The organism is Pseudomonas sp. PvP027 (assembly GCF_017833005.1).
GTDB lineage: Bacteria > Pseudomonadota > Gammaproteobacteria > Pseudomonadales > Pseudomonadaceae > Aquipseudomonas > Aquipseudomonas congelans.
Genome location: NZ_JAFIBK010000001.1, coordinates 4,035,299 through 4,054,609, shown reverse-complemented (window position 1 = coordinate 4,054,609; position 19,311 = coordinate 4,035,299). Strand labels below are relative to the sequence as shown.

General features: G+C 61.0%; 15 protein-coding genes. 9 read left to right on the top strand and 6 right to left on the bottom strand.

From position 1 onward, the window contains the following. Positions 1–29: 29 nt before the first annotated feature. From JOE33_RS17490 to cobG, 5 genes are all read right to left on the bottom strand, one after another. Positions 30–809 carry a hypothetical protein gene (locus JOE33_RS17490; RefSeq protein WP_025990796.1) on the bottom strand — a complete coding sequence of 260 codons (780 nt, stop codon included), beginning with the start codon at positions 807–809 and terminating at the stop codon, positions 30–32. Between the two features lie 348 nt (positions 810–1,157). Further along, positions 1,158–2,861, bottom strand: coding sequence for a precorrin-3B C(17)-methyltransferase (gene cobJ / locus JOE33_RS17485; RefSeq protein WP_122530043.1), 1,704 nt, complete (start codon positions 2,859–2,861; stop codon positions 1,158–1,160). Continuing rightward, positions 2,861–3,592, bottom strand: coding sequence for a precorrin-2 C(20)-methyltransferase (locus JOE33_RS17480; RefSeq protein WP_010427340.1), 732 nt, complete (start codon positions 3,590–3,592; stop codon positions 2,861–2,863). The genes cobJ and JOE33_RS17480 overlap by 1 nt, the downstream gene beginning before the upstream one ends. Further along, positions 3,592–4,218: a precorrin-8X methylmutase gene (locus JOE33_RS17475; protein WP_003368856.1), complete on the bottom strand. Its 627-nt coding sequence runs from the start codon at positions 4,216–4,218 to the stop codon at positions 3,592–3,594. Before JOE33_RS17475 ends, JOE33_RS17480 begins: the two co-directional genes overlap by 1 nt. Then, on the bottom strand, positions 4,211–5,554 hold the full coding sequence (gene cobG / locus JOE33_RS17470; protein ID WP_122694753.1) for a precorrin-3B synthase: 1,344 nt from the start codon (positions 5,552–5,554) through the stop codon (positions 4,211–4,213). Before cobG ends, JOE33_RS17475 begins: the two co-directional genes overlap by 8 nt. Before the next feature lie 135 nt (positions 5,555–5,689). On the opposite strand from cobG, the gene cbiE reads away from it, so the two are divergent. From cbiE to JOE33_RS17455, 3 genes are read left to right on the top strand one after another with little or no spacing between them, the layout of a single operon-like run. Then, positions 5,690–6,892: a precorrin-6y C5,15-methyltransferase (decarboxylating) subunit CbiE gene (gene cbiE / locus JOE33_RS17465; RefSeq protein WP_187624895.1), complete on the top strand. Its 1,203-nt coding sequence runs from the start codon at positions 5,690–5,692 to the stop codon at positions 6,890–6,892. Continuing rightward, positions 6,892–8,004, top strand: coding sequence for a cobalt-precorrin-5B (C(1))-methyltransferase (locus JOE33_RS17460; RefSeq protein WP_096101787.1), 1,113 nt, complete (start codon positions 6,892–6,894; stop codon positions 8,002–8,004). Before cbiE ends, JOE33_RS17460 begins: the two co-directional genes overlap by 1 nt. Next, the gene (locus JOE33_RS17455) at positions 8,001–8,720 is read left to right on the top strand and encodes a cobalt-precorrin-6A reductase (RefSeq protein ID WP_010427350.1); all 720 of its coding nucleotides are present in this window, start codon (positions 8,001–8,003) and stop codon (positions 8,718–8,720) included. Before JOE33_RS17460 ends, JOE33_RS17455 begins: the two co-directional genes overlap by 4 nt. A 321-nt stretch (positions 8,721–9,041) precedes the next feature. Here JOE33_RS17455 and JOE33_RS17450 read toward each other — a convergent pair whose 3' ends face one another. Further along, positions 9,042–9,500 (bottom strand): transposase, encoded by a 459-nt coding sequence (locus tag JOE33_RS17450; RefSeq protein WP_010437521.1) that lies wholly within the window; start codon positions 9,498–9,500, stop codon positions 9,042–9,044. Between the two features lie 143 nt (positions 9,501–9,643). On the opposite strand from JOE33_RS17450, the gene JOE33_RS17445 reads away from it, so the two are divergent. The 6 genes from JOE33_RS17445 to urtD all read left to right on the top strand — a co-directional run bounded on the left by JOE33_RS17445 (position 9,644) and on the right by urtD (position 19,230). Then, on the top strand, positions 9,644–10,105 hold the full coding sequence (locus JOE33_RS17445) for a copper chaperone PCu(A)C (RefSeq protein WP_187624894.1): 462 nt from the start codon (positions 9,644–9,646) through the stop codon (positions 10,103–10,105). A gap of 393 nt (positions 10,106–10,498) precedes the next feature. Next, positions 10,499–13,969 (top strand): DUF6543 domain-containing protein, encoded by a 3,471-nt coding sequence (locus JOE33_RS17440; protein WP_187624893.1) that lies wholly within the window; start codon positions 10,499–10,501, stop codon positions 13,967–13,969. A 255-nt stretch (positions 13,970–14,224) separates the two neighbouring features. After that, a complete protein-coding gene (urtA, locus tag JOE33_RS17435; RefSeq protein WP_003317017.1) occupies positions 14,225–15,490 on the top strand; it encodes an urea ABC transporter substrate-binding protein in 1,266 nt (421 codons plus the stop codon). Positions 15,491–15,704: 214 nt separating this feature from the next. Beyond that, entirely contained in the window at positions 15,705–17,294 is a 1,590-nt protein-coding gene (gene urtB / locus JOE33_RS17430) for an urea ABC transporter permease subunit UrtB (protein WP_187624892.1), read from the top strand. Further along, the gene (urtC, locus tag JOE33_RS17425) at positions 17,294–18,373 is read left to right on the top strand and encodes an urea ABC transporter permease subunit UrtC (RefSeq protein ID WP_010436579.1); all 1,080 of its coding nucleotides are present in this window, start codon (positions 17,294–17,296) and stop codon (positions 18,371–18,373) included. Before urtB ends, urtC begins: the two co-directional genes overlap by 1 nt. Then, positions 18,370–19,230: an urea ABC transporter ATP-binding protein UrtD gene (urtD, locus tag JOE33_RS17420; protein ID WP_010436576.1), complete on the top strand. Its 861-nt coding sequence runs from the start codon at positions 18,370–18,372 to the stop codon at positions 19,228–19,230. The genes urtC and urtD overlap by 4 nt, the downstream gene beginning before the upstream one ends. Positions 19,231–19,311: the final 81 nt, after the last annotated feature.

The window sequence follows — 19,311 nt, the reverse complement described above, 5'->3', positions numbered from 1 at the left end:
GGCAATCCCTGCCTCCGCCATCACTGCGGTCAGATTTCGAATTCTGCAATCGCACGCCTGGCGTTGTCGTCCAGACGTTGCTGGATCATGTCGCGATGGCGCGCATACAGAGCCGTATTGAGCAACAGGCTGTCCTCGCCCTTCCAGGTCTGGACACTGGTGTCCTGCCACTCCCAGAACAGTACGTTGGTGACGTCACTGTCAGCCTGAAAACTGACCGCTGCCATGGCCAGACTGACGATGCTGTCCTCGGATTCGATACAGGATGCGATACGGAAGCTACCGCCACGGTGTGACTTGGTCTGGTTCTCGAACAGGCGCAGGGGTTCTTTTTTGGCTTTCAACGCGGCGATTGCATCTCCAGCCACCTTGAGCATCAGCAGCGATGCAGGCCCAGGTAACGCGGCAGCTGCGATGGCCGAACCGAGGATTTCCAGACCCACTTCGTCCATGGTGAAACGCTGATTGGCAGCACGATAACGAGCGTAGTTCCATTGGGTGGAAAGCCAGCCCAGCTTCGAAAGCACTTCGTTGAATTTGTCATACCACTGATCGCCCTGGGTTTCAGAGCTGAATGCCTTGTTGGCCACAAGGGTGGCAAACAGAAAGGAATTCATCACGTCCTGCTTGCTCTGCGCCGACATACCGGCAGCAAAGGCCAACAGACTGCCTGCGACCACAGCACCTTCATTGCCGGAGCCTGCGTCAGTCTCGTCAGCTGCCTGAAGCGACTCGGGGCATTCGGCCAGCTCGCAAGAAGCAATGTAATCGAGGTTGTCAGTGGTGTTCATCGTAATTTCCTGTGTCATTTCATTAGTCCTTTAATTCATGAGTCCTGATGGACTGAATCGAGACTAGCGAAATAAATCAGGCAGTTTTTCGGTGCTTCCCGTTTGCTCTCTGATGGCTTTCGGGCGCCTGGCTGCCGAACTCGATACGCAGCGCGAAATTCGCGCCCGCCATCTGCCTCCCGGTTTACCGCGGGTGAGCGAACATTCCCGGGAGGTTTCTGCAATCGGACTACAGGCTACGTAGATTGATGAGAGCCGATTCGCTCAAGCATGTGAGCCGAAATACGGGCTCACCTACTTGAAGTTTCAGCCCCACATCAGTGCTTTCCCACGATTGTTAGCAACCGATATGACGAGCGTTTGTGTTTACGCTGTAGGCTTGTTGCCATACCAACGCGGCGTGTACACCCAACGGCCACCTTCGTTGCGGGGAAAGGTGCACGTCAGGGAAGAGCCGATCAACACCATGGTGCGCATGTCCACCTGCTCCGGTGTCAATTCGCCCAGCGTGATAACCCGCAATGTCTGACCGGGGCGGCCGATATCACGCCCCAGCGTCACAGGGGTTGCGGGGATGCGATGCTGGCGCACGATCTCCAGCGCGCGCCCCAGTTGCCAGGGTCGGGAGCGGGAGATGGGGTTGTAGAAAGCTAGCGCCAGATCGGCCTGACAGGCGAGATCCAGGCGCTTTTCGATGATGTCCCAGGGCTTGAGGTTGTCGGACAGCGACAGCACACAGAAATCATGCCCCAGCGGCGCACCTGCCTGGGCCGCGGTGGCCAGAGAGGCCGAGACACCGGGCAGAATCTCCAGCTCGACCGCATGCCAGTGTGGGTTATCCGACTCATGCAACGCTTCAAGCACCGCTGAAGCCATGGCGAAGACTCCCGGATCACCGGATGAAACCACGACTACCGAGCGGCCTTGAGCTGCGAGTTCGAAGGCATGCCGCGCACGCTGCATTTCTTCACGATTATCGGTGCAGTGCAGTACCTGATCGGCACGAAACGGCCCCGCCATGCGCACATAGGTTTCATAGCCCAGCACATCATTGGCACGTGCCAGTTCGGCCTTGACCGCAGGCACCATCAAGTCTGCTGCGCCAGGGCCCAGGCCAATGACTGCAAGTCGGCCACGCCCGCGGCCGATGCTCTGCACATCCAGCGGCTGCAGCGCGACAGCAATCGCTGTGTGGGCGTCGACGCAGAGCGGTGGCAACAACTGCGGCACAGCTTTCATGGCCATCTCGCTGGCCGCAGCGGCACTGGCAAATCGCAGCGCAACGTCCAGTTCCGCCGCCGCCTTGTGCAGGTGCGGATTGGCCATCTGCTCCTCGGCAGCCAACAGGCACGCCAGGGACTGCCCGGCGATACGTGCCTCGCGCAGGGCCGAGCGCACGCGCTCGGCCAGTTCGTCGCTGAGGTCAGTCACCGCCACCAGCACGTTACGCGGGTAAATCAGCAATTCATGGGGCGACGGCTCGCGCAGGGTACTGCCGACATGAATGGCCAGCGCCGCCTGTGGGTCTTCGGGCAGTTGCGCCTGAGCCAGCCACGGGGCTTCGCCCTCGATGCGCACGGGCTCGCCGGACAGCAGGTCGGAAACGAAACGCTTGCCCAGCTCCAGATCGCCCAGCGCATAGCCGCTTGGCGGGTTGAGCAGGCAGGTGCCGAAACGCAGCTCGCCGCTGGTGGTGATCGCCGGCGCAACGCCAAGCCCGCTGGCGATGCTGCGCGCCAGAACATTCACCCCGCCAAGACCGCCGAGCAGCGGCACTACGGCGCTGCCGTCTTCGGCCACGGCGAGTACCGGCGGTTCGGCGCCCTTCTCCAGCAGTACGGCGGCCAGCGTGCGGATCACGATACCTGCTGCACAAAGGGCGATGATCGGCGTGTTCTGTTGATACAACTGGCGCAGCGTCGCGCCAAACTCGCTGTAAGTGCGGTCGGCACCCTGCACACGCTCGGCCAGGCCATGAATCAGCGCACCGGGAAACAGCTGTTGAATACGTCGCGCGGTAGCAAGGCTGCCATTGCCGAGGATGACGATGGCCGGAGTCATGGAGGTCATCAGCCTTGCCACCTGTCGCCAGGCACGATAATCAGCGAAAAATAGGGCGACGACATCGGGTCGACCTGGTCCAGCGGGACAATTTTCTGATTGCTCATCGTGGCGCGCTCGACATACAGCGCGCGCCCGGCCATACCCAGTTCGGTCAGCACCTCGCGGACTTTGTGGAAATTGCGCCCCAGTTTCATGATCACCGCCGCGTCGGCGTCGGCCAGCTTGCGTTTCAGGTCATCGTGGGACAGCACACCGGACAGCACCGACAGGCTCTGATTGCGATACACCAGCGGCGCGCCCAGCACCGAAGCACCGCCGAGCATCGAACACACGCCCGGAATCACTTCAGCGTCGTAGTGCTCGGCCAGACGATCGTGAAGGTACATGTAGGAGCCATAGAAAAACGGATCGCCTTCGCAGATCACCGCCACATCGCGTCCGGCGTCCAGGTGCGCGGCAATGTGCCGGCTGGATTCGTCGTAAAAGTCGCTGATGAGCTTTTCGTAGGACAGTGTTGCCGGCAATGCCTCGGTGGTGACCGGGTAGACCAGCGGCATCAAGGTCTGAACGTCCTGCAGATGCGCTTCGATGATGCCGAATGCGTTGCCCTTTTTGCCCTTGGCCACGAAATACGCCACCACCGGCGACTCGCGCAGCAGGCGCAAGGCCTTGACAGTGATCAGCTCCGGGTCGCCGGGACCGACGCCCAGGCCAATCAATCGACCGCGTGCCTGCATCATTCGATCTCCGTGGCCAGTGCATTGACAGCGGCCACGGCCATGGCGCTGCCGCCACGACGGCCCTGCATGATCACGAACGGCACGCCGCGGCTATCGGCGGCAAGCATCGCCTTGGACTCGGCGGCCCCGACAAAGCCGACCGGAAAGCCGAGAATCAGTGCAGGCTTCGGTGCACCGGCATCAAGCATTTCCAACAGATAGAACAGCGCGGTCGGCGCGTTGCCGATGACCACCACGCTGCCTTCCAGGTGCGGACGCCACAGTTCAAGCGCCACCGCGGAGCGCGTATTGCCCAGCTCCAGGGCCATTTCCCGCACGCCTTCATCATGCAAGGTGCAGATGATCGGGTTATTGGCGGGCAGCCGGGTGCGGGTGATGCCTTCGGAAACCATGCGCGCATCACACAGGATCGGCGCTCCGGCGGCCAGAGCATTGCGCCCGGCGGTGCCGGCACCCGGCGAGAAGCGCAGGTCTTCGATGACTTCGACCATCCCGCAGGCATGGATCACGCGCACGGCGAGTTTTTCCAGGTCGGCAGGGATCGTGTCAAGACGCGCTTCAGCGCGAATGATCGAGAAAGAGTTGCGATATATCTCCTGACCATCGCGGATGTAATCAATCATGCATGTTGCTCCGTGAGCCGGCGTTCAACTGCGCGCCGACTGCTTCAATAGTAAGGTTGCGCGCGCGCAGCACGCCGAAACCGGCATGCGCTGCATCGCGAAAATAAAGATCGTAACGGCCCGGCGCGACCGCCAGCAAGGTCACTGGCGCTACGTGGGCGGCGGCGCAGGAACGCGTGCAGCCGCTCAAGTGAACCGCCTGGCTGTTAGCCAATCCGGCAGCCAGTTGCAGGGCGTCGGCCTTGGTATCGGCCAGCCCCTTGGCGCACCCGGCAGAACCGGTACAGGCGAGCATCTGCGCCAGAGGTCGCTCGATCGAACACACGAAGCCCGATGCCTGTAACGAGTCCAGCACGGCTGCCGCGCGCTCGACCGGCACGTTGGGCAGCAACAGGCTTTGCCAGGGCGTCAGACGCAGCGTGCCGTCGCCCTGATCTGCCGCCAGTTGCGCCACGCTGGAAAGCATCGCCGCATCGAGACGCCCCAAGGGTACTGCCGCGCCCACCGCCACCTGCTCAGGCTGGGCCTGTGGATAAACACCGATATGCCGAGTGCCCTGAATGGCCGGACGCTGCCAATCGGTGATCGCCTTGTCGGTCCGCACTGTGCAGCCGGATCGCGTCGACAGCTCGCGCAGCATATCGGCGGTGGATACCTCGGCCAGCAGGTGCCGCATCCGGGTCTGCTCGGGACGGGCCAGGTCGAGAAACAGCTCCAGCAGGGCGATAACCAGCATCCTCCCCTCGGCCACAGGGACAGCGCCCAGCGGTCGATCATTGGCCGGGCAGCCGGCCAGCCCGAACGCCAGCAGCACTTCGTCATCGAGTTTCAGCGCCGACAGCCACACGTCGTGCGGGTGTTCGAGCATGACCAGCGCTTCGCCAGCATCCAGCGACAAGGCGAACTTGGGGGACAGCTCGTGAAAACGCGGGTGATGTTCCAGCGCGTCGAGGATCTGCGCCGCCAGCGGCCGGGCATCGAAGAGCATCTGCGGATCCAGCCCGGCCGTCGGGCTGAGCATCAGGTTGCGCACATCGTCGCTGGCCGGGTTGGCGGGGCCGAGCCCTGCCGCCATCAAGGTGCCAATCAGCCCGTCATGATCGGCACCAATGCCGCGAATCTGCAGATTGCCGCGGTTGGTGGCTTCGATAACGCCCTGTGCATAGGTCCGCGCAGCCTTGGCGACGGCCATGGCCTGCACGCTGGTGATCACCCCGCCCGCCAGCTTGATCCGGCAAATCCCGCCGTCCAGTGCCGGGACGATACGCAGCAACCCCGGGCAGGCCGAGGGGCGTAGCGTTGCAGAGGATGTGCGAGCGGACTGCGGCTCGTTCAATGGGTCACCCGGTGTGAACTGGCTGGAAACGGACGTTGATTAGAGCACTTGTACCCCGTCGGGCGCGGTATTATGCCTGCTTTGTCCGCAGGCATGAAAAGGCGCTCTGTCGGAAGTTCGGATTGAGGTAGGTACATGTCGCCGTGGCTGACAGTCGTGGGAATCGGAGAAGACGGTTACAAGGGGCTCGGCAAGAACGCCAGACACGCTCTGCTGCACGCTGATCAGGTGTTCGGCGGCCCGCGCCAGCTGGCGTTGCTGCCACCGTGCATTCGCGCCGAGCGACGTGCGTGGCCGAGTCCTTTCTCGTTGAACCCTGTGCTCGAGCAGCGGGGTGCCGAGATCTGCGTGCTGGCCAGCGGCGATCCGATGATGTTCGGCGTCGGCGCCAGCCTTGCACGCGTGGTCAGCATTGACGAAATGCGCATTCTGCCCGCGCCCTCCTCTTACTCTCTGGCCGCAGCCCGTCTCGGCTGGCCACTGCAGGATGTGGTCACCCTGTCGGTGGTTGCCCGGCCGGTGGCCGCGCTGAACGCGCACTTCCACCCTGGCATGCGCCTGCTGGTGTTGAGCAACGACGGCAGCAGCCCCGCCGTGATTGCCGGTTTGTTGCGCGAGCGCGGCTTTGGTCCAAGCCGCATGACCGTCCTGGAACATCTGGGTGGCGAAGCCGAGCGGCGCGTAGAAGGCCTGGCCAGCGAATGGGGCAACCCCGAGATTGCCGCGCTGAACCTGGTTGCCATCGATTGTCGCGCCGACGCCAGCGCCATCCGTCTGAGCCCCATCTCAGGTCTGCCGGACAGCGCGTTCGAACATGACGGCCAGCTCACCAAGCGCGACGTGCGCGCCATCACCCTCGCCCGCCTTGCGCCGCTGCCCGGTGAACTGTTGTGGGATGTCGGCGCGGGCTGCGGCTCCATCGGCATCGAATGGATGCGCGCGCACCCGACCTGCCGGGCGATGGCCATCGAAGCCGACGAAGGCCGCCAGCAACTGATCGAATTCAACCGCGACGCACTCGGCGTGCCCGGCATGCAACTGGTGCGGGGCAGCGCGCCTCAGGCATTGAGCGGTCTGGAACGCCCTGATGCGATTTTCATCGGCGGTGGCGTGACGCGTGTCGGCGTGCTGGAAACCTGCTGGGAACAACTGCGCCCGGGCGGCCGACTGGTCGCCAATGCGGTAACCCTGCAAAGCGAAGCCGCCTTGATGGCCTGGCGCGAACGACACGGCGGCGAGCTGACCCGTATCCACGTCGCCCACGCGCAGCCCCTTGGCGAATTCGACACGTGGCGTCAGGCTCTGCCGATCACCCTGCTGGACGTAGTCAAACCCTGATGCGCGAAGAAACCGCCGAACAGCCTGCGCCATTGCGCAGTGGCCTGACCACTGGCAGCTGTGCGACCGCGACCAGCCTCGCGGCGGCGCGGCTGTTGCTCTGCGGGCAGGTCAGCGATGCGGTGGACATTGTCTTGCCCAAGGGTAAACAGGTGCAGATGCGTCTGGAATTCTGCCGGCTTGTGGATAACTTCGCGGAAGCGGCAACGCTCAAGGATGCCGGCGACGATCCGGATGTCACCCACGGCGCGCTGGTGTTTGCCCGCGTCAGGCTGCAGGCGGCAGCGGGCGTGCGCTTCGTGGCGGGCTCCGGTGTCGGCACCGTGACACGCCCCGGGCTGGTGCTGGCAGTCGGTGAGCCGGCCATCAACCCGGTGCCAAGGCGCATGATGACCGAGCATTTGCTGCAACTGGCCGAAGAGCAAGGCTACAGCGGCGGATTTGAAGTCACGATCGGCGTCGAGGGCGGCGAGGCGCTGGCGCTCAAGACCATGAACCCGCGCCTGGGCATTCTCGGCGGCCTGTCGATTCTCGGCACCAGCGGGATTGTCCGGCCGTTCTCCTGTGCGGCCTATATCGCCTCGATTCATCAGGGTATCGATGTCGCTACCACCAACGGTTATCGGCATATCGCCGCCTGCACCGGCAACGCCAGCGAAGATACCATGCGCCGCGTCTATAAAATCCCCGATATCGCCCTGATCGAGATGGGCGACTTCGTCGGTGCCGTGCTCAAGCATTTGCGCAAGGTGCCTGTGGATAAGTTGAGCGTGTGCGGCGGCTTCGGCAAGATCAGCAAGCTGGCCGCCGGCCACATGGACCTGCACAGCCGCCATTCCAGCATCGACTTGCCGCAACTGGCGCACTGGGCTGCGGATGTCGGCGCGGATGCAGGCCTGCAACAACGGATCCTTGAAGCCAACACCAGTCAGCAAGCGCTGGCGATGAGCGCGGCGGCAGGTGTGCCACTGGGCGACGAAGTGTGCCGCCACGCGCTGAATTTCGCGCGCAGCATCGTACCTGCAAGCGTTCAGGTGGAGGTTTTCGCAATCGATCGTCAGGGCGGGCTGGTGGGTCAGGCCGGCGTTGACTCACAGAGAGAAGCGACATGAAACGCATCCTGCTGCTGGGCGGCATTACCGAGGCACTGGCCATTGCGCGCAGGCTCGGGCCTGAGCACATCTACAGCCTGGCGGGCGTGGGCAGGGTGCCGTCGGATCTGGCCTGCCAATTGAAGGTCGGCGGATATGGCGGCGCCGAAGGGATGGCGCAGTACATGGGCGAACAGGGCGTCGACTTGCTGCTGGATGCCACCCATCCCTATGCCGCGCAGATCAGCCACAACGCAGCGCATGCAGCCAGGCTGGCGGGTATTCCCTGCTGGGCCTTGCGCCGCACCGCGTGGCAGGCAGGTCCGGGTGATGACTGGCGCGAAGTGGCTGACTGGTCAGAACTGGCCACTGCCCTGCGCCCCTTCAAGCGCCCGCTGTTCACGCTGGGTCGCGAGCCCTTGCAGCATCTGGACGAAATTCCGCCGCACCAGTTCTGGACACTCCGGGCACTGGACGACTACCCCGGCAACGAACGCTGCGAAGTGATCGGCGCACGCGGCCCGTTCATGCTGGAAGACGAACGCCAGTTGTTCGAACAGCGCCGCATCGATGTGCTGATCAGCAAAAACAGCGGCAGCAGCTCCACCGAACCCAAACTCGACGTCGCCCGCGAGCGCAGCCTGCCCGTCCTGATCCTCAAACGCCCGCAGTTGCCTGACGTGGACCGGCTGTTCTGGGCAGTGGAGGAAGTGCTGGAGGCGTTGGGGCTAGAGTGAATGAGCCGTCTTTAGTCCTCCTTAAAACACCCCGGCCCCGTCCACATGGCTTGAAACACCCCAGCCCTGTGGGAGTGTTTCACATGGCCTGAAACACCCCCGCCCCGTGGGAGTGAGCTTGCTCACGAAGAGGCCCGCGCAGCCGCTGAAAATCTGTTGATCCGTTAATACGCCTTCGCGAGCAAGCTCGCTCCCACAAGGTCATCGATGCTGCAGAACATCTGTATGGCTTGAAATACCCCAGCCCTGAGGGAGTTATCCACATAGCCTGAAACACCTCGAACCTGTGGGAGTGAGCTTGCTCACGAAGAGGCCGGTTTTTCAAAGCCAAATTGCGTCCCATAAGGGATAATCACGCACGCTTTTGACCAGGTTGGCTCGAACAGGATTGGCAACAATATAACGGGCGAAATCCAAAAGGCTTTCCTCAGTGCGGATGCTGGCGTCATGGAATCCGCTTTGCCAAAAAGGTCCGCTGCAACCTCTGGCTCTGTTTATGGCGATCGCGCTTTTCGATTTAACGCGCTGTACCACGCTGGATAGTGAGTGGCTGTTCAACTGCAGCAGCCAGTGAATATGGTCGGGCATTACGACCCAGGCTAATGAATCGGCCAGTTGCTGCTCCTGAACGTGTCGAAGTTCATCAACCAGCAGACGTCCCATGCGCCAATCGGAAAAAACAGGATTTCTCTGGAATGTTTTTGCGGTGACCAAATAAATCTGACCAGCACCGGAGAATCGCCCAAGGCGCAAACGATGTGACTGTGCCCTTTCATTCATCACGATCACCTTATGACTGCATGAGGAGAACGACTGTACGAAACGGGCTCACTCATCTGCACTCACAAGTTTGCCCAAGTGTTTCGGACTTCCAGTTGAGCTACCTTTCACTCCTTACATCGAATCCCCCGGAGAATCTCACCATGCTCAAAAAAGCATTGCTACTGGCCGCATTGCTGCTGCCAGCCTGCTTCGTCAACGCCCATGAGTACAAGGCAGGGGCATTGCTGATTGGCCATCCGTGGTCGATGGAGCTACCGCCCAACGCACCGGCAGTGGCTGCATATTTCACCATCGAGAACAAGGGTGACAGCGCCGACCTCCTGATTAGCGTCGACACGCCCATCGCCGGGCAGGCGCAGTTGCATGAGCATGTACATGCCGACGGGCTGATGAAGATGCAGCACGTTCAGGCGGTCGACATACCGGCTGGCGCGAAGGTGGCTTTTGCCCCAATGGCCTGGCACGTGATGCTGCTGGACATCAAGGACCGTTCCAAGCTGGTCGTCGGCCAGCGCTTTCCAATGACTCTGCATTTCGAAAAGGCGGGGGATGTCGAGGTGCAGGTCGTGGTGCAAAAACAGGCTCCGGAACATCAGCACTGAGTAGTTTTCACGGGCAGAACCGGGAGCTGATGCCTTGAGCGATACTGTCGCGGCGACACGCCTGGCACCTAGGTCCGATGCTGATTATCCGGGCGCTTGATCGAATAGTGCTTTCGCGCTTTGCCAAAACAGCGGCAACAGCTTAGATTGCTCCCTGCGGGGCCTGAAACCACTGAGTGGCGTTGTGATGAATTCCTCCTCATACCCGGTTTCAGGCCTCGCCCTTAGCTCAATCTCGCGCGTTTCCGATACTTCCTACCGGTCAGGCAGCCGATGCTGCAGTCCTCGAACTGCGCTGGCTGATACCCGCGTGCCTTCAAGCCTGACTATATGAAATGAACCGCCCGGCATACGCCTCGAGCGGATCATCCATCATGCAGACGAATCGGCACCATGACCTTACCGCTCACCGCATCAACCCAGGCTCTAAACGCCTCGCTCACCAGCGATACCTATCCACCCGACTTCAGCAAGACGACCCAAGAACTGGCCCGTACACTGCTTCACCCCCTCAAACCCAAGCTGGATGTCGAAACGACCTGGCTGACCTACCGAGACGGCGAGGTCGAATTCGATCACGGGAGCAACATACACAGGGTTCCACTGATCCCTGGCCTGATCGAATACTTCACCGGCCATTTGCAATGGATCGACAATGATGTAGTCGCTCTACACCCGCCTCTTGACACGCCCTCCCCAACGCCTGACACACAACAACCTGACGTCAAGCCACCAGCCATTCAGCCGCTGGGGCGGGCAGCGACCGTAACGTTCTTTACCCAGGTCAGCGAGCAACTGGAGCAGTGCTACATACGAAATCTTGCAGACTACTGGAGCACTGCGACGCTTGATGGCGAAACCCGGAGCAGCCGGTTTGTCGCAGAGCAGATCGAGTGCCTGACATCCGAATGTGCAGTGCTGATCGCCTTGGGAAAGATGACGACCGGGCACTACAGCCTGCTTTCGGCCGCCCTTGAGCCCTGTGCCACAAATGCGACCGAGGGTCTCGCAGACTTACAGGCGCACAGTGTTTACAGCCTGTCGGCACAAGACGGCGACGGCCCCCCGCTGTCACTTTACGGCGCGTTTGCCATTGCCCGGCGTCTTCGTGATGCGCCGGTCCAGCCAGAGCTGGAAGAGCTGGAAGATGTCCTGCTGTTTACGCCCCATGACGGGCTGGAAGCATTTGCCTCATTGCAACAGTTGAACGACGCGCTTGTTCAGCGAGTGACTGAACCCGAGTACCGAGGACGTTTGGGCGACGGCGTCACCGCCGGGCAGGCAAGCCCCACCAACCCCACCCCTGTCTTGCAATGGCAATACACCCTGATGGACGGCAATTTTCTCAGCCTGCTGCTTGCCCGGCAGGTTGTCGCGCAGCAGTCGGTCTTCGCTAAGACTGTACAGCTGGCCCGCTCTCAGAAGATGGACGCGGTCTGTTTCGAGAAAACGATAGCGAATTTGCTGAAACCCAGGATCTACTTCGACAACCACTGGCGACTCGACGGGTTCGACAGCGATCTGGTGCAAAACCAGATGCCCGATTGGTGGAAAACCATGACGCTGACGCAGCGTCAGGCATGGCATCGCCAGGCACAGCGGTTTGGCGAGCAGGTGGTGAACATGCGCAAAGCCAGCAAGGAGCACTTCGGCCAGGCGGAAAATGACAGCCGCACCTATCCGACGCGCTTTATCGACCAGCAACTGGCTCAACTGCTGAACCGGCTATCCATCGCTGCAACAGCGCAACAGATCAATATTTCACTGACCTACAGGACGGGCATCGAAGTGCTCGATATTCCCGGCGCGCCTGTATTGCCAGAAACCAGGACCGAGAACGTTTCGCTCAGGCAACTGGCACATACCCAAGCCCTGCACACCAAGGCCAAGGATGCCGTGCTTCTACGCGCTGTCGACGCTGAAGGCGTCTCCCTTGCGCACTTGGACAAGCAGGCCGTAACGGAGCTGATTGCCACGCTGGAAGATCCCCGATACCTCAGTGATTACCTTGACCTGCACCTGAAAACCTCGGCGTATGCACAGCAGCTCAAGCGGTCAGAAAAAGCCATGTTGCGAGCTCAGATGAAGATGGCGCTGCTGGAGATCGAACAACAGGCTTTTGCACACCCCGGCCGCGAGTGGATCAAGGCTGTGCTGGATTCGCCAGGACTTCAAGGACGGCGAACCATAAACGAGCAAGCCATTGAAGTCCGTTTTTTCAGCGTCAACCAATTCAAGATGACCAACGTGATGCTGATTGCTCCAGCCGGAACATTCGAGAAGGGGCCGCTGGTGCTGTGCACGCTGGATGCTGCCGACGGTGTCGTTTTCCGCTGGTTCAACAGCATGTATCACCTGACCACCAGCTTTCTGGAAGAGGCACCCTTCCAGCAGTATCTGATTCAGCAAATACCGGTTTCCAGGCGTCTTGAGACGCTGCATGCCATGCAGTACGAAAAGGAAGCGAAGCATTGGCGTCTGCCCGAAGTATTCACCCAACTGACGCTGCTACCGATCCCGTCAAGGCTGCTGCGCCCGGTCGTGTTTGTCAGCCAGAGCAAAGACATTTACGAGGAAAATCATGAGACCAAGATCAACCATCTGATCAACGAAGCCAAACGGCAGATGAGCCTGACCACCGGTACAGGGCAATCGGGTCGGGGATTCGATCTGATCGCGAGCATTGCGATTCTGTTTCTGCCTGGCCCGATCATGATGCCTGTCTCGCTGGGCGCTGGACTTTACAAAACCTGGAGCGCTTTTTCGAAAATCGATGAAAACGACCTGGAAGGCGCCGCCGAGGAGTTTCTGAGCGCCATCAGCTATCTTGCCATCGCCTTGGTCGGCCACTTGGCGCTGGCCCTGAAACCTACAGTCCATGCGGCAAAAACGGCAAGACGTCCGCACCTGATACGCAGAATAGGCCGTGACGGACAGGTACAGATCGGCTACCTCCTGTCGCACTCCAGGGCCCCGCGTTTCGCTGACTCGAAAGTGATCGTCGCCATGGACCCCAAGCGCTTTGTCGCCATCGAGGCGGAGGGCCAGACCTGCTTCATAAGCCGGCGGGCCAACATGTTCGGTCACTCACGCCTTTATCGGGTGAACCCGATGGATACAACGCAACTGGTGCACGAGCAGGAGTTTGCCCTGCGCAGCACGAGTGGAGCCTGGAAAGTCGTCGGTAAACAGATACCGCGCATTAGCCAGAAGGCAATCCACAATGCCCAATCCCGGCTGACCAGCCTGACCACTCTCTGGCCAGCCTCTCTGGAGGAAGCCAGTAGCACCGAACGATTGAGTTTCGAGACCGACTACCTGGTGCTGGCCGAGACGTCCAACGCAGAAAAATTTTCCGAAATCACCGCCTACGTGGAAGGCGGTTCAACGGAGATCAATCCGCTGCTGCGAAGCGGCGTGCGCAATGCCACGACACGCAAGTTCCTGCGTCAGTTCCATAAGCTTAATGCGTGGGAAGGCACCGCATTTCGCGCCACCTATGTATCCAGCGACGGGGTGGCGTGCCTTGAGCGCGAAGTGGGTTCGGTATTTACCGACAATGGCGTGCAGTCTGCATCGGTGTCGCGAGCCAACGCCTCCAGATGGAGCCAGGACGGGTTCGTGAGTCGCAACGCCAATGCCGAAAACCACCCGGTGTTCTTTATCTTTGCGCCGGCGGTGCCCAAAAAGAACATGTTCACCGGCTTTCTTGGCGATCACGTGGCAATCCCACCGGGCACGTGCGTGCAACTGGGTGCGACCAAACGGATCAACGGACAGCTGTTTGCCTGGTTCGATGCGCCCGAACAACTGGTCGATCAGACCTACGATCTCTATACCGGAGAACAGGAACTCTGGGTCTGAAACCCGCACGCGGCTGATCCGGAAAGCCGGCCATTCCTGGCCGGCGCTCCTGCAAAGCAGCCTTGCACCATTGCAGAGCCCGGAGCGCACGCGGGGCAAAGCCGGGTTCCACCTTGGTGCACACCGCCCCCGAACCGCGACACATTCGTTCCATTTTGCGACGTTCCTATATTGGCCCAGACCTTGCTAAAGCTTGAGAGCGCAACGAAATGTACCGCCGCCAAACCTCAAACAATGTACTAAGGGAGCCAGTCAATGAAGCGTCGCAGCCTGATCAAAGCCTTTACCCTGTCCGCATCGATCGCCGCCATGGGACTGACCTGGACCGTTCAGGCTGCCGAGACCATCAAGGTCGGCATTCTGCATTCGTTGTCCGGCACCATGGCCATCTCCGAGACGTCGCTCAAGGATATGGCTTTGATGACCATTGACGAGATCAACGCCAAAGGCGGCGTCAACGGCAAGATGCTGGAGCCGGTCGTCGTCGACCCTGCGTCCAACTGGCCGCTGTTCGCGGAAAAAGGCCGCCAGTTGCTGACCCAGGACAAGGTCGCCGTGGTGTTCGGCTGCTGGACATCGGTGTCGCGCAAATCGGTTCTGCCGGTCTTCGAAGAACTCAACGGCCTGCTGTTCTATCCGGTGCAGTACGAAGGCGAAGAGATGTCGCCCAATGTTTTCTACACCGGCGCCGCGCCTAACCAGCAGGCCATCCCTGCCGTCGAATATGTCATGAGTGAAGATGGCGGTTCGGCCAAACGCTTCTTCCTGCTCGGCACCGACTATGTCTACCCGCGCACCACCAACAAGATTCTGCGCGCGTTCCTGCATTCCAAAGGCGTGAAAGATACCGATATCGAAGAGGTCTACACCCCGTTCGGTCACTCCGATTATCAAACCATCGTGGCCAACATCAAGAAGTTCTCCGCCGGTGGCAAAACGGCCGTTATCTCCACCGTCAACGGCGATTCCAACGTGCCGTTCTACAAGGAACTGGCCAACCAGGGCCTGAACGCTACCGACGTACCGGTTGTGGCCTTCTCGGTAGGCGAAGAAGAATTGCGCGGCATCGACACCAAGCCACTGGTCGGCCATCTGGCCGCTTGGAACTACTTCCAGTCGGTGGAAAACCCGGTCAACAAGAAGTTCGTGGCTGACTGGACGGCCTACGCCAAAAAGAAAAACCTGCCAGGCGCTGACAAGGCCGTGACCAACGACCCGATGGAAGCCACGTACGTCGGCATTCACATGTGGGCGCAGGCGGTCGAGAAAGCCAAATCCACCGATGTGGACAAGGTCCGTGAAGCCATGGCCGGACAAACGTTCGCAGCGCCGTCGGGCTTTACCCTGACCATGGACAAGACCAACCACCACTTGCACAAGCCCGTGATGATCGGCGAAATCCAGGACGACGGTCAGTTCAACGTCGTCTGGCAGACCAAAGAGCCGATCCGCGCCCAGCCATGGAGCCCGTACATCCCTGGCAACGACAAGAAGCCGGACACCCCGGCGAAGAGCAACTGACCCCCTATCAACACAGCCTGATCGTTCCCACGCTCCAGCGTGGGAACGCAGTTCTGGACGCTCCGCGTCCGATCCTGAGCGCGCGGCTCGGTGCATGGTTGACGCAGAGCGTCACGAACGGCATTCCCACGCAGAGCGTGAGGAACGAGCAGCGTCAGGGCGAACAGCCACGAATGTCTAGTGGAACGCCATAACAGACCAAGGCCATATTGATATGCCTTCTTATTTTTACCGTTTGATCCTCGCCATCAGCCTGCTGCTGCCTTTGGCTGCCCAAGCCGGCGATGCCAGTGACTTTGTCGCAGCCAGTTCTTCGCAACAGGCAGAGCTGCTGGAGGCCTGGGCAACCAGGCCTGCACCGGAACGCGTCGAGCTGCTCGAAGCCTTGCGCGATGGCCGCGTGGGTGCCGACAGCAGCAAGCGCGCCTGGATCGAAAACAACGATCAATACGTAGCCGTCGATGCACAGGCTCCTGCCGCCGCCGATGCACCAACGCCTGATGAACCGCGTAAATTGCGCTTGAACAACCGGCTGCGCGGCCTGGTTGAAACGGCGCTGGCCAGCCATCAACTGCTGGCAGCCGACACACGACTGCGCATGGCCGCCGCCCTGCAATTGCAAAAAAGCGCGCGCCCTGCACAACTGGAGTTGCTGACCGAACGCGTGGCCAGCGAAACCGATTCCAGCGTCAAAAGCGCGCTGACCCTGGCACTGGCCAACCTGCAAATGGTCGACACCAGCCCGACAGTGCGTCTGGCTGCCGTGCGACTGTTGGGCGAAACCGGCGACCCGCTGGCGCGTACCCGTCTTGAATCATTGCTGGCACCTGGCGTGGAAACCGACGCTTCGGTACGCGTGGCGGCTGAAACCAGCCTGGCACAGGTCAAGCGCAAGCTGATGATCGGTGAAATCCTCGGCCAGGCGTTCAGCGGCATGTCACTGGGCTCGATCCTGCTGCTGGCGGCGCTGGGGCTGGCGATCACCTTCGGCCTGCTGGGCGTGATCAATATGGCCCACGGCGAGATGCTGATGCTGGGCGCCTACTCCACCTACGTCGTGCAACTGATGCTGCAGCGCTACGCACCAGGGGCCATCGAGTACTACCCGCTGATCGCGTTGCCGGTGGCGTTCTTCGTCACCGCCGCGATCGGCATGGCCCTGGAACGGACGGTCATTCGTCACCTGTACGGCCGCCCACTGGAAACCCTGCTCGCCACCTGGGGCATCAGCCTGATGCTGATTCAGGCCGTGCGTCTGGCTTTCGGCGCGCAGAACGTCGAAGTCGCCAACCCGCAATGGCTGTCTGGCGGCATCCAGGTGCTGCCTAATCTGGTGCTGCCTTACAACCGCATCGTGATCATCGCGTTCGCGCTGTTCGTGGTGGTGCTGACCTGGCTGCTGCTGAACAAGACCCGCCTGGGCCTGAACGTGCGCGCCGTCACCCAGAACCGCAACATGGCCGCCTGCTGCGGCGTACCGACCGGGCGCATCGACATGATGGCCTTCGGTCTGGGGTCAGGTATCGCAGGTCTGGGGGGTGTTGCCCTGAGCCAGATCGGCAATGTGGGCCCTGATCTGGGCCAAAGCTACATCATCGATTCGTTCCTGGTGGTCGTGCTCGGCGGTGTCGGGCAACTGGCCGGTAGCGTGATGGCAGCCTTCGGGCTGGGCATCGCCAACAAGATTCTCGAACCGCAAATCGGCGCTGTATTGGGCAAGATCCTGATCCTGGCGCTGATCATTCTGTTTATCCAGAAACGTCCGCAAGGCCTCTTCGCATTGAAAGGACGGGTGATCGACTGATGAGCCAGCCATTGATAGTAACTGCCGCGCAAAAAGTCGGACCCAGAGGCACGCTGACCGCAGGCTCCGTAATACTGGCGGTGCTGCTGGCACTGCCGCTGCTGTCGTTGCTGCCTGCCGACAACAGCTTCCAGGTCTCGGCCTACACCCTGACCCTGGTGGGCAAGATCCTCTGCTATGCCATTGTCGCGCTGGCGCTGGACCTGGTCTGGGGTTACGCCGGGCTGCTGTCGCTGGGCCACGGCCTGTTCTTCGCCCTGGGCGGTTATGCCATGGGCATGTACCTGATGCGCCAGGCCGCGGGCGATGGTCTGCCGGCCTTCATGACCTTCCTGTCGTGGACCGAGCTGCCGTGGTACTGGGCGGGCACCGACAACTTCCTCTGGGCGATGTGCCTGGTGGTATTGGCACCGGGACTGCTGGCGCTGGTATTCGGCTTCTTCGCCTTCCGCTCGCGAATCAAGGGCGTGTACTTTTCCATCATGACCCAGGCGCTGACCTTCGCCGGCATGCTGCTGTTCTTTCGCAACGAGACCGGCTTTGGCGGCAACAACGGGTTCACCAACTTCCGCAGCATTCTGGGCTTCAGCATCAGTGCCCAAGGGACCAGAGCCGCTCTGTTTCTGGCGACGGTCGCATTGCTGGTGGCCAGTCTGTACATCGGCTGGCGCCTGGCACAGAGCAAGTTCGGCCGCGTGCTGACCGCGCTGCGCGATGCGGAAAACCGCCTGATGTTCTGCGGTTACGATCCGCGCGGTTTCAAACTGTTCGTCTGGGTCCTGAGCGCCGTGCTGTGCGGTCTGGCTGGTGCCTTGTATGTGCCGCAGGTCGGCATCATCAACCCCAGCGAAATGTCGCCGACCAACTCTATTGAAGCCGCTGTGTGGGTGGCACTGGGTGGCCGCGGCACGCTGATCGGCCCGCTGCTGGGCGCAGGTCTGGTGAACGGCATGAAGAGCTGGTTCACCATGGCCTTCCCGGAATACTGGCTGTTCTTTCTCGGCGCGCTGTTCATCATCGTCACGCTGTATCTGCCCAAGGGCGTGATCGGCATGCTGAAGAAAAGGAGCGAGCAATGAAAACCACTCCGACCCCGTCTTTCATGCTTGAACCGATTCTGGCCCCGAACTCCGACGCGGGCACCAGCCGCGACGCAGTGGGATTCGGAAAAAGCGCTGGCAAAGGCCTCAATACTCGCCACGGCACGATCCTGACGCTGGAAGACATCAGCGTCAGCTTCGACGGCTTCAAGGCCCTGAACGATCTGAATCTGTACATCGGCGTAGGCGAACTGCGCTGCATCATCGGCCCCAACGGCGCGGGCAAGACCACGCTAATGGACGTCATCACTGGCAAGACCCGGCCCAGCCACGGCAAGGCCTGGTTCGGTGAAACGCTGGACCTGACGAAGATGACCGAAGTGCAGATCGCCCAGGCCGGCATCGGCCGCAAGTTCCAGAAGCCCACGGTGTTCGAGGCCTTGAGCGTGTTCGAAAACCTTGAGCTGGCACAGAAGACCGACAAATCGGTGTGGGCCAGTTTGCGCGCGCGGTTGAGCGGCGAACAACAGGACCGGATCAGTGAGGTGCTGGAAACGATCCGCCTGACCAGCTCGATGCACCGCCCTGCGGGCTTGTTGTCCCACGGCCAGAAGCAGTTTCTGGAGATCGGCATGCTGCTGGTTCAGGACCCGCAATTACTGCTGCTCGACGAGCCCGTGGCGGGCATGACCGATGCCGAAACCGAATTCACCGCCGAGCTGTTCAAGGGCCTGGCCGGCAAGCATTCGCTGATGGTGGTTGAGCACGACATGGGGTTTGTCGGCTCGATTGCCGACCATGTCACCGTGCTGCACCAGGGCAGCGTGCTGGCAGAAGGCTCGCTGAACGATGTACAGGCCGACGAACGCGTGATCGAAGTGTATTTGGGCCGCTGACGTGACGAACTGATCGTTCCGGCGCGCTGCGCGGGAACGCCGGTCCAGACGCCCGCTTCGCAACACTGCGGTTACGCTGCA

Bases quoted from the DNA above. Each gene is read 5' to 3' on its own strand.
- JOE33_RS17490 (WP_025990796.1), bottom strand. From the start codon at position 809: ATGACACAGGAAATTACGATGAACACCACTGACAACCTCGATTACATT.
- cobJ (WP_122530043.1), bottom strand. From the start codon at position 2,861: ATGACCTCCATGACTCCGGCCATCGTCATCCTCGGCAATGGCAGCCTT.
- JOE33_RS17480 (WP_010427340.1), bottom strand. From the start codon at position 3,592: ATGCAGGCACGCGGTCGATTGATTGGCCTGGGCGTCGGTCCCGGCGAC.
- JOE33_RS17475 (WP_003368856.1), bottom strand. From the start codon at position 4,218: ATGATTGATTACATCCGCGATGGTCAGGAGATATATCGCAACTCTTTC.
- cbiE (WP_187624895.1), top strand. From the start codon at position 5,690: ATGTCGCCGTGGCTGACAGTCGTGGGAATCGGAGAAGACGGTTACAAG.
- JOE33_RS17460 (WP_096101787.1), top strand. From the start codon at position 6,892: ATGCGCGAAGAAACCGCCGAACAGCCTGCGCCATTGCGCAGTGGCCTG.
- JOE33_RS17455 (WP_010427350.1), top strand. From the start codon at position 8,001: ATGAAACGCATCCTGCTGCTGGGCGGCATTACCGAGGCACTGGCCATT.
- JOE33_RS17450 (WP_010437521.1), bottom strand. From the start codon at position 9,500: ATGAATGAAAGGGCACAGTCACATCGTTTGCGCCTTGGGCGATTCTCC.
- JOE33_RS17445 (WP_187624894.1), top strand. From the start codon at position 9,644: ATGCTCAAAAAAGCATTGCTACTGGCCGCATTGCTGCTGCCAGCCTGC.
- JOE33_RS17440 (WP_187624893.1), top strand. From the start codon at position 10,499: ATGACCTTACCGCTCACCGCATCAACCCAGGCTCTAAACGCCTCGCTC.
- urtA (WP_003317017.1), top strand. From the start codon at position 14,225: ATGAAGCGTCGCAGCCTGATCAAAGCCTTTACCCTGTCCGCATCGATC.
- urtB (WP_187624892.1), top strand. From the start codon at position 15,705: ATGCCTTCTTATTTTTACCGTTTGATCCTCGCCATCAGCCTGCTGCTG.
- urtC (WP_010436579.1), top strand. From the start codon at position 17,294: ATGAGCCAGCCATTGATAGTAACTGCCGCGCAAAAAGTCGGACCCAGA.
- urtD (WP_010436576.1), top strand. From the start codon at position 18,370: ATGAAAACCACTCCGACCCCGTCTTTCATGCTTGAACCGATTCTGGCC.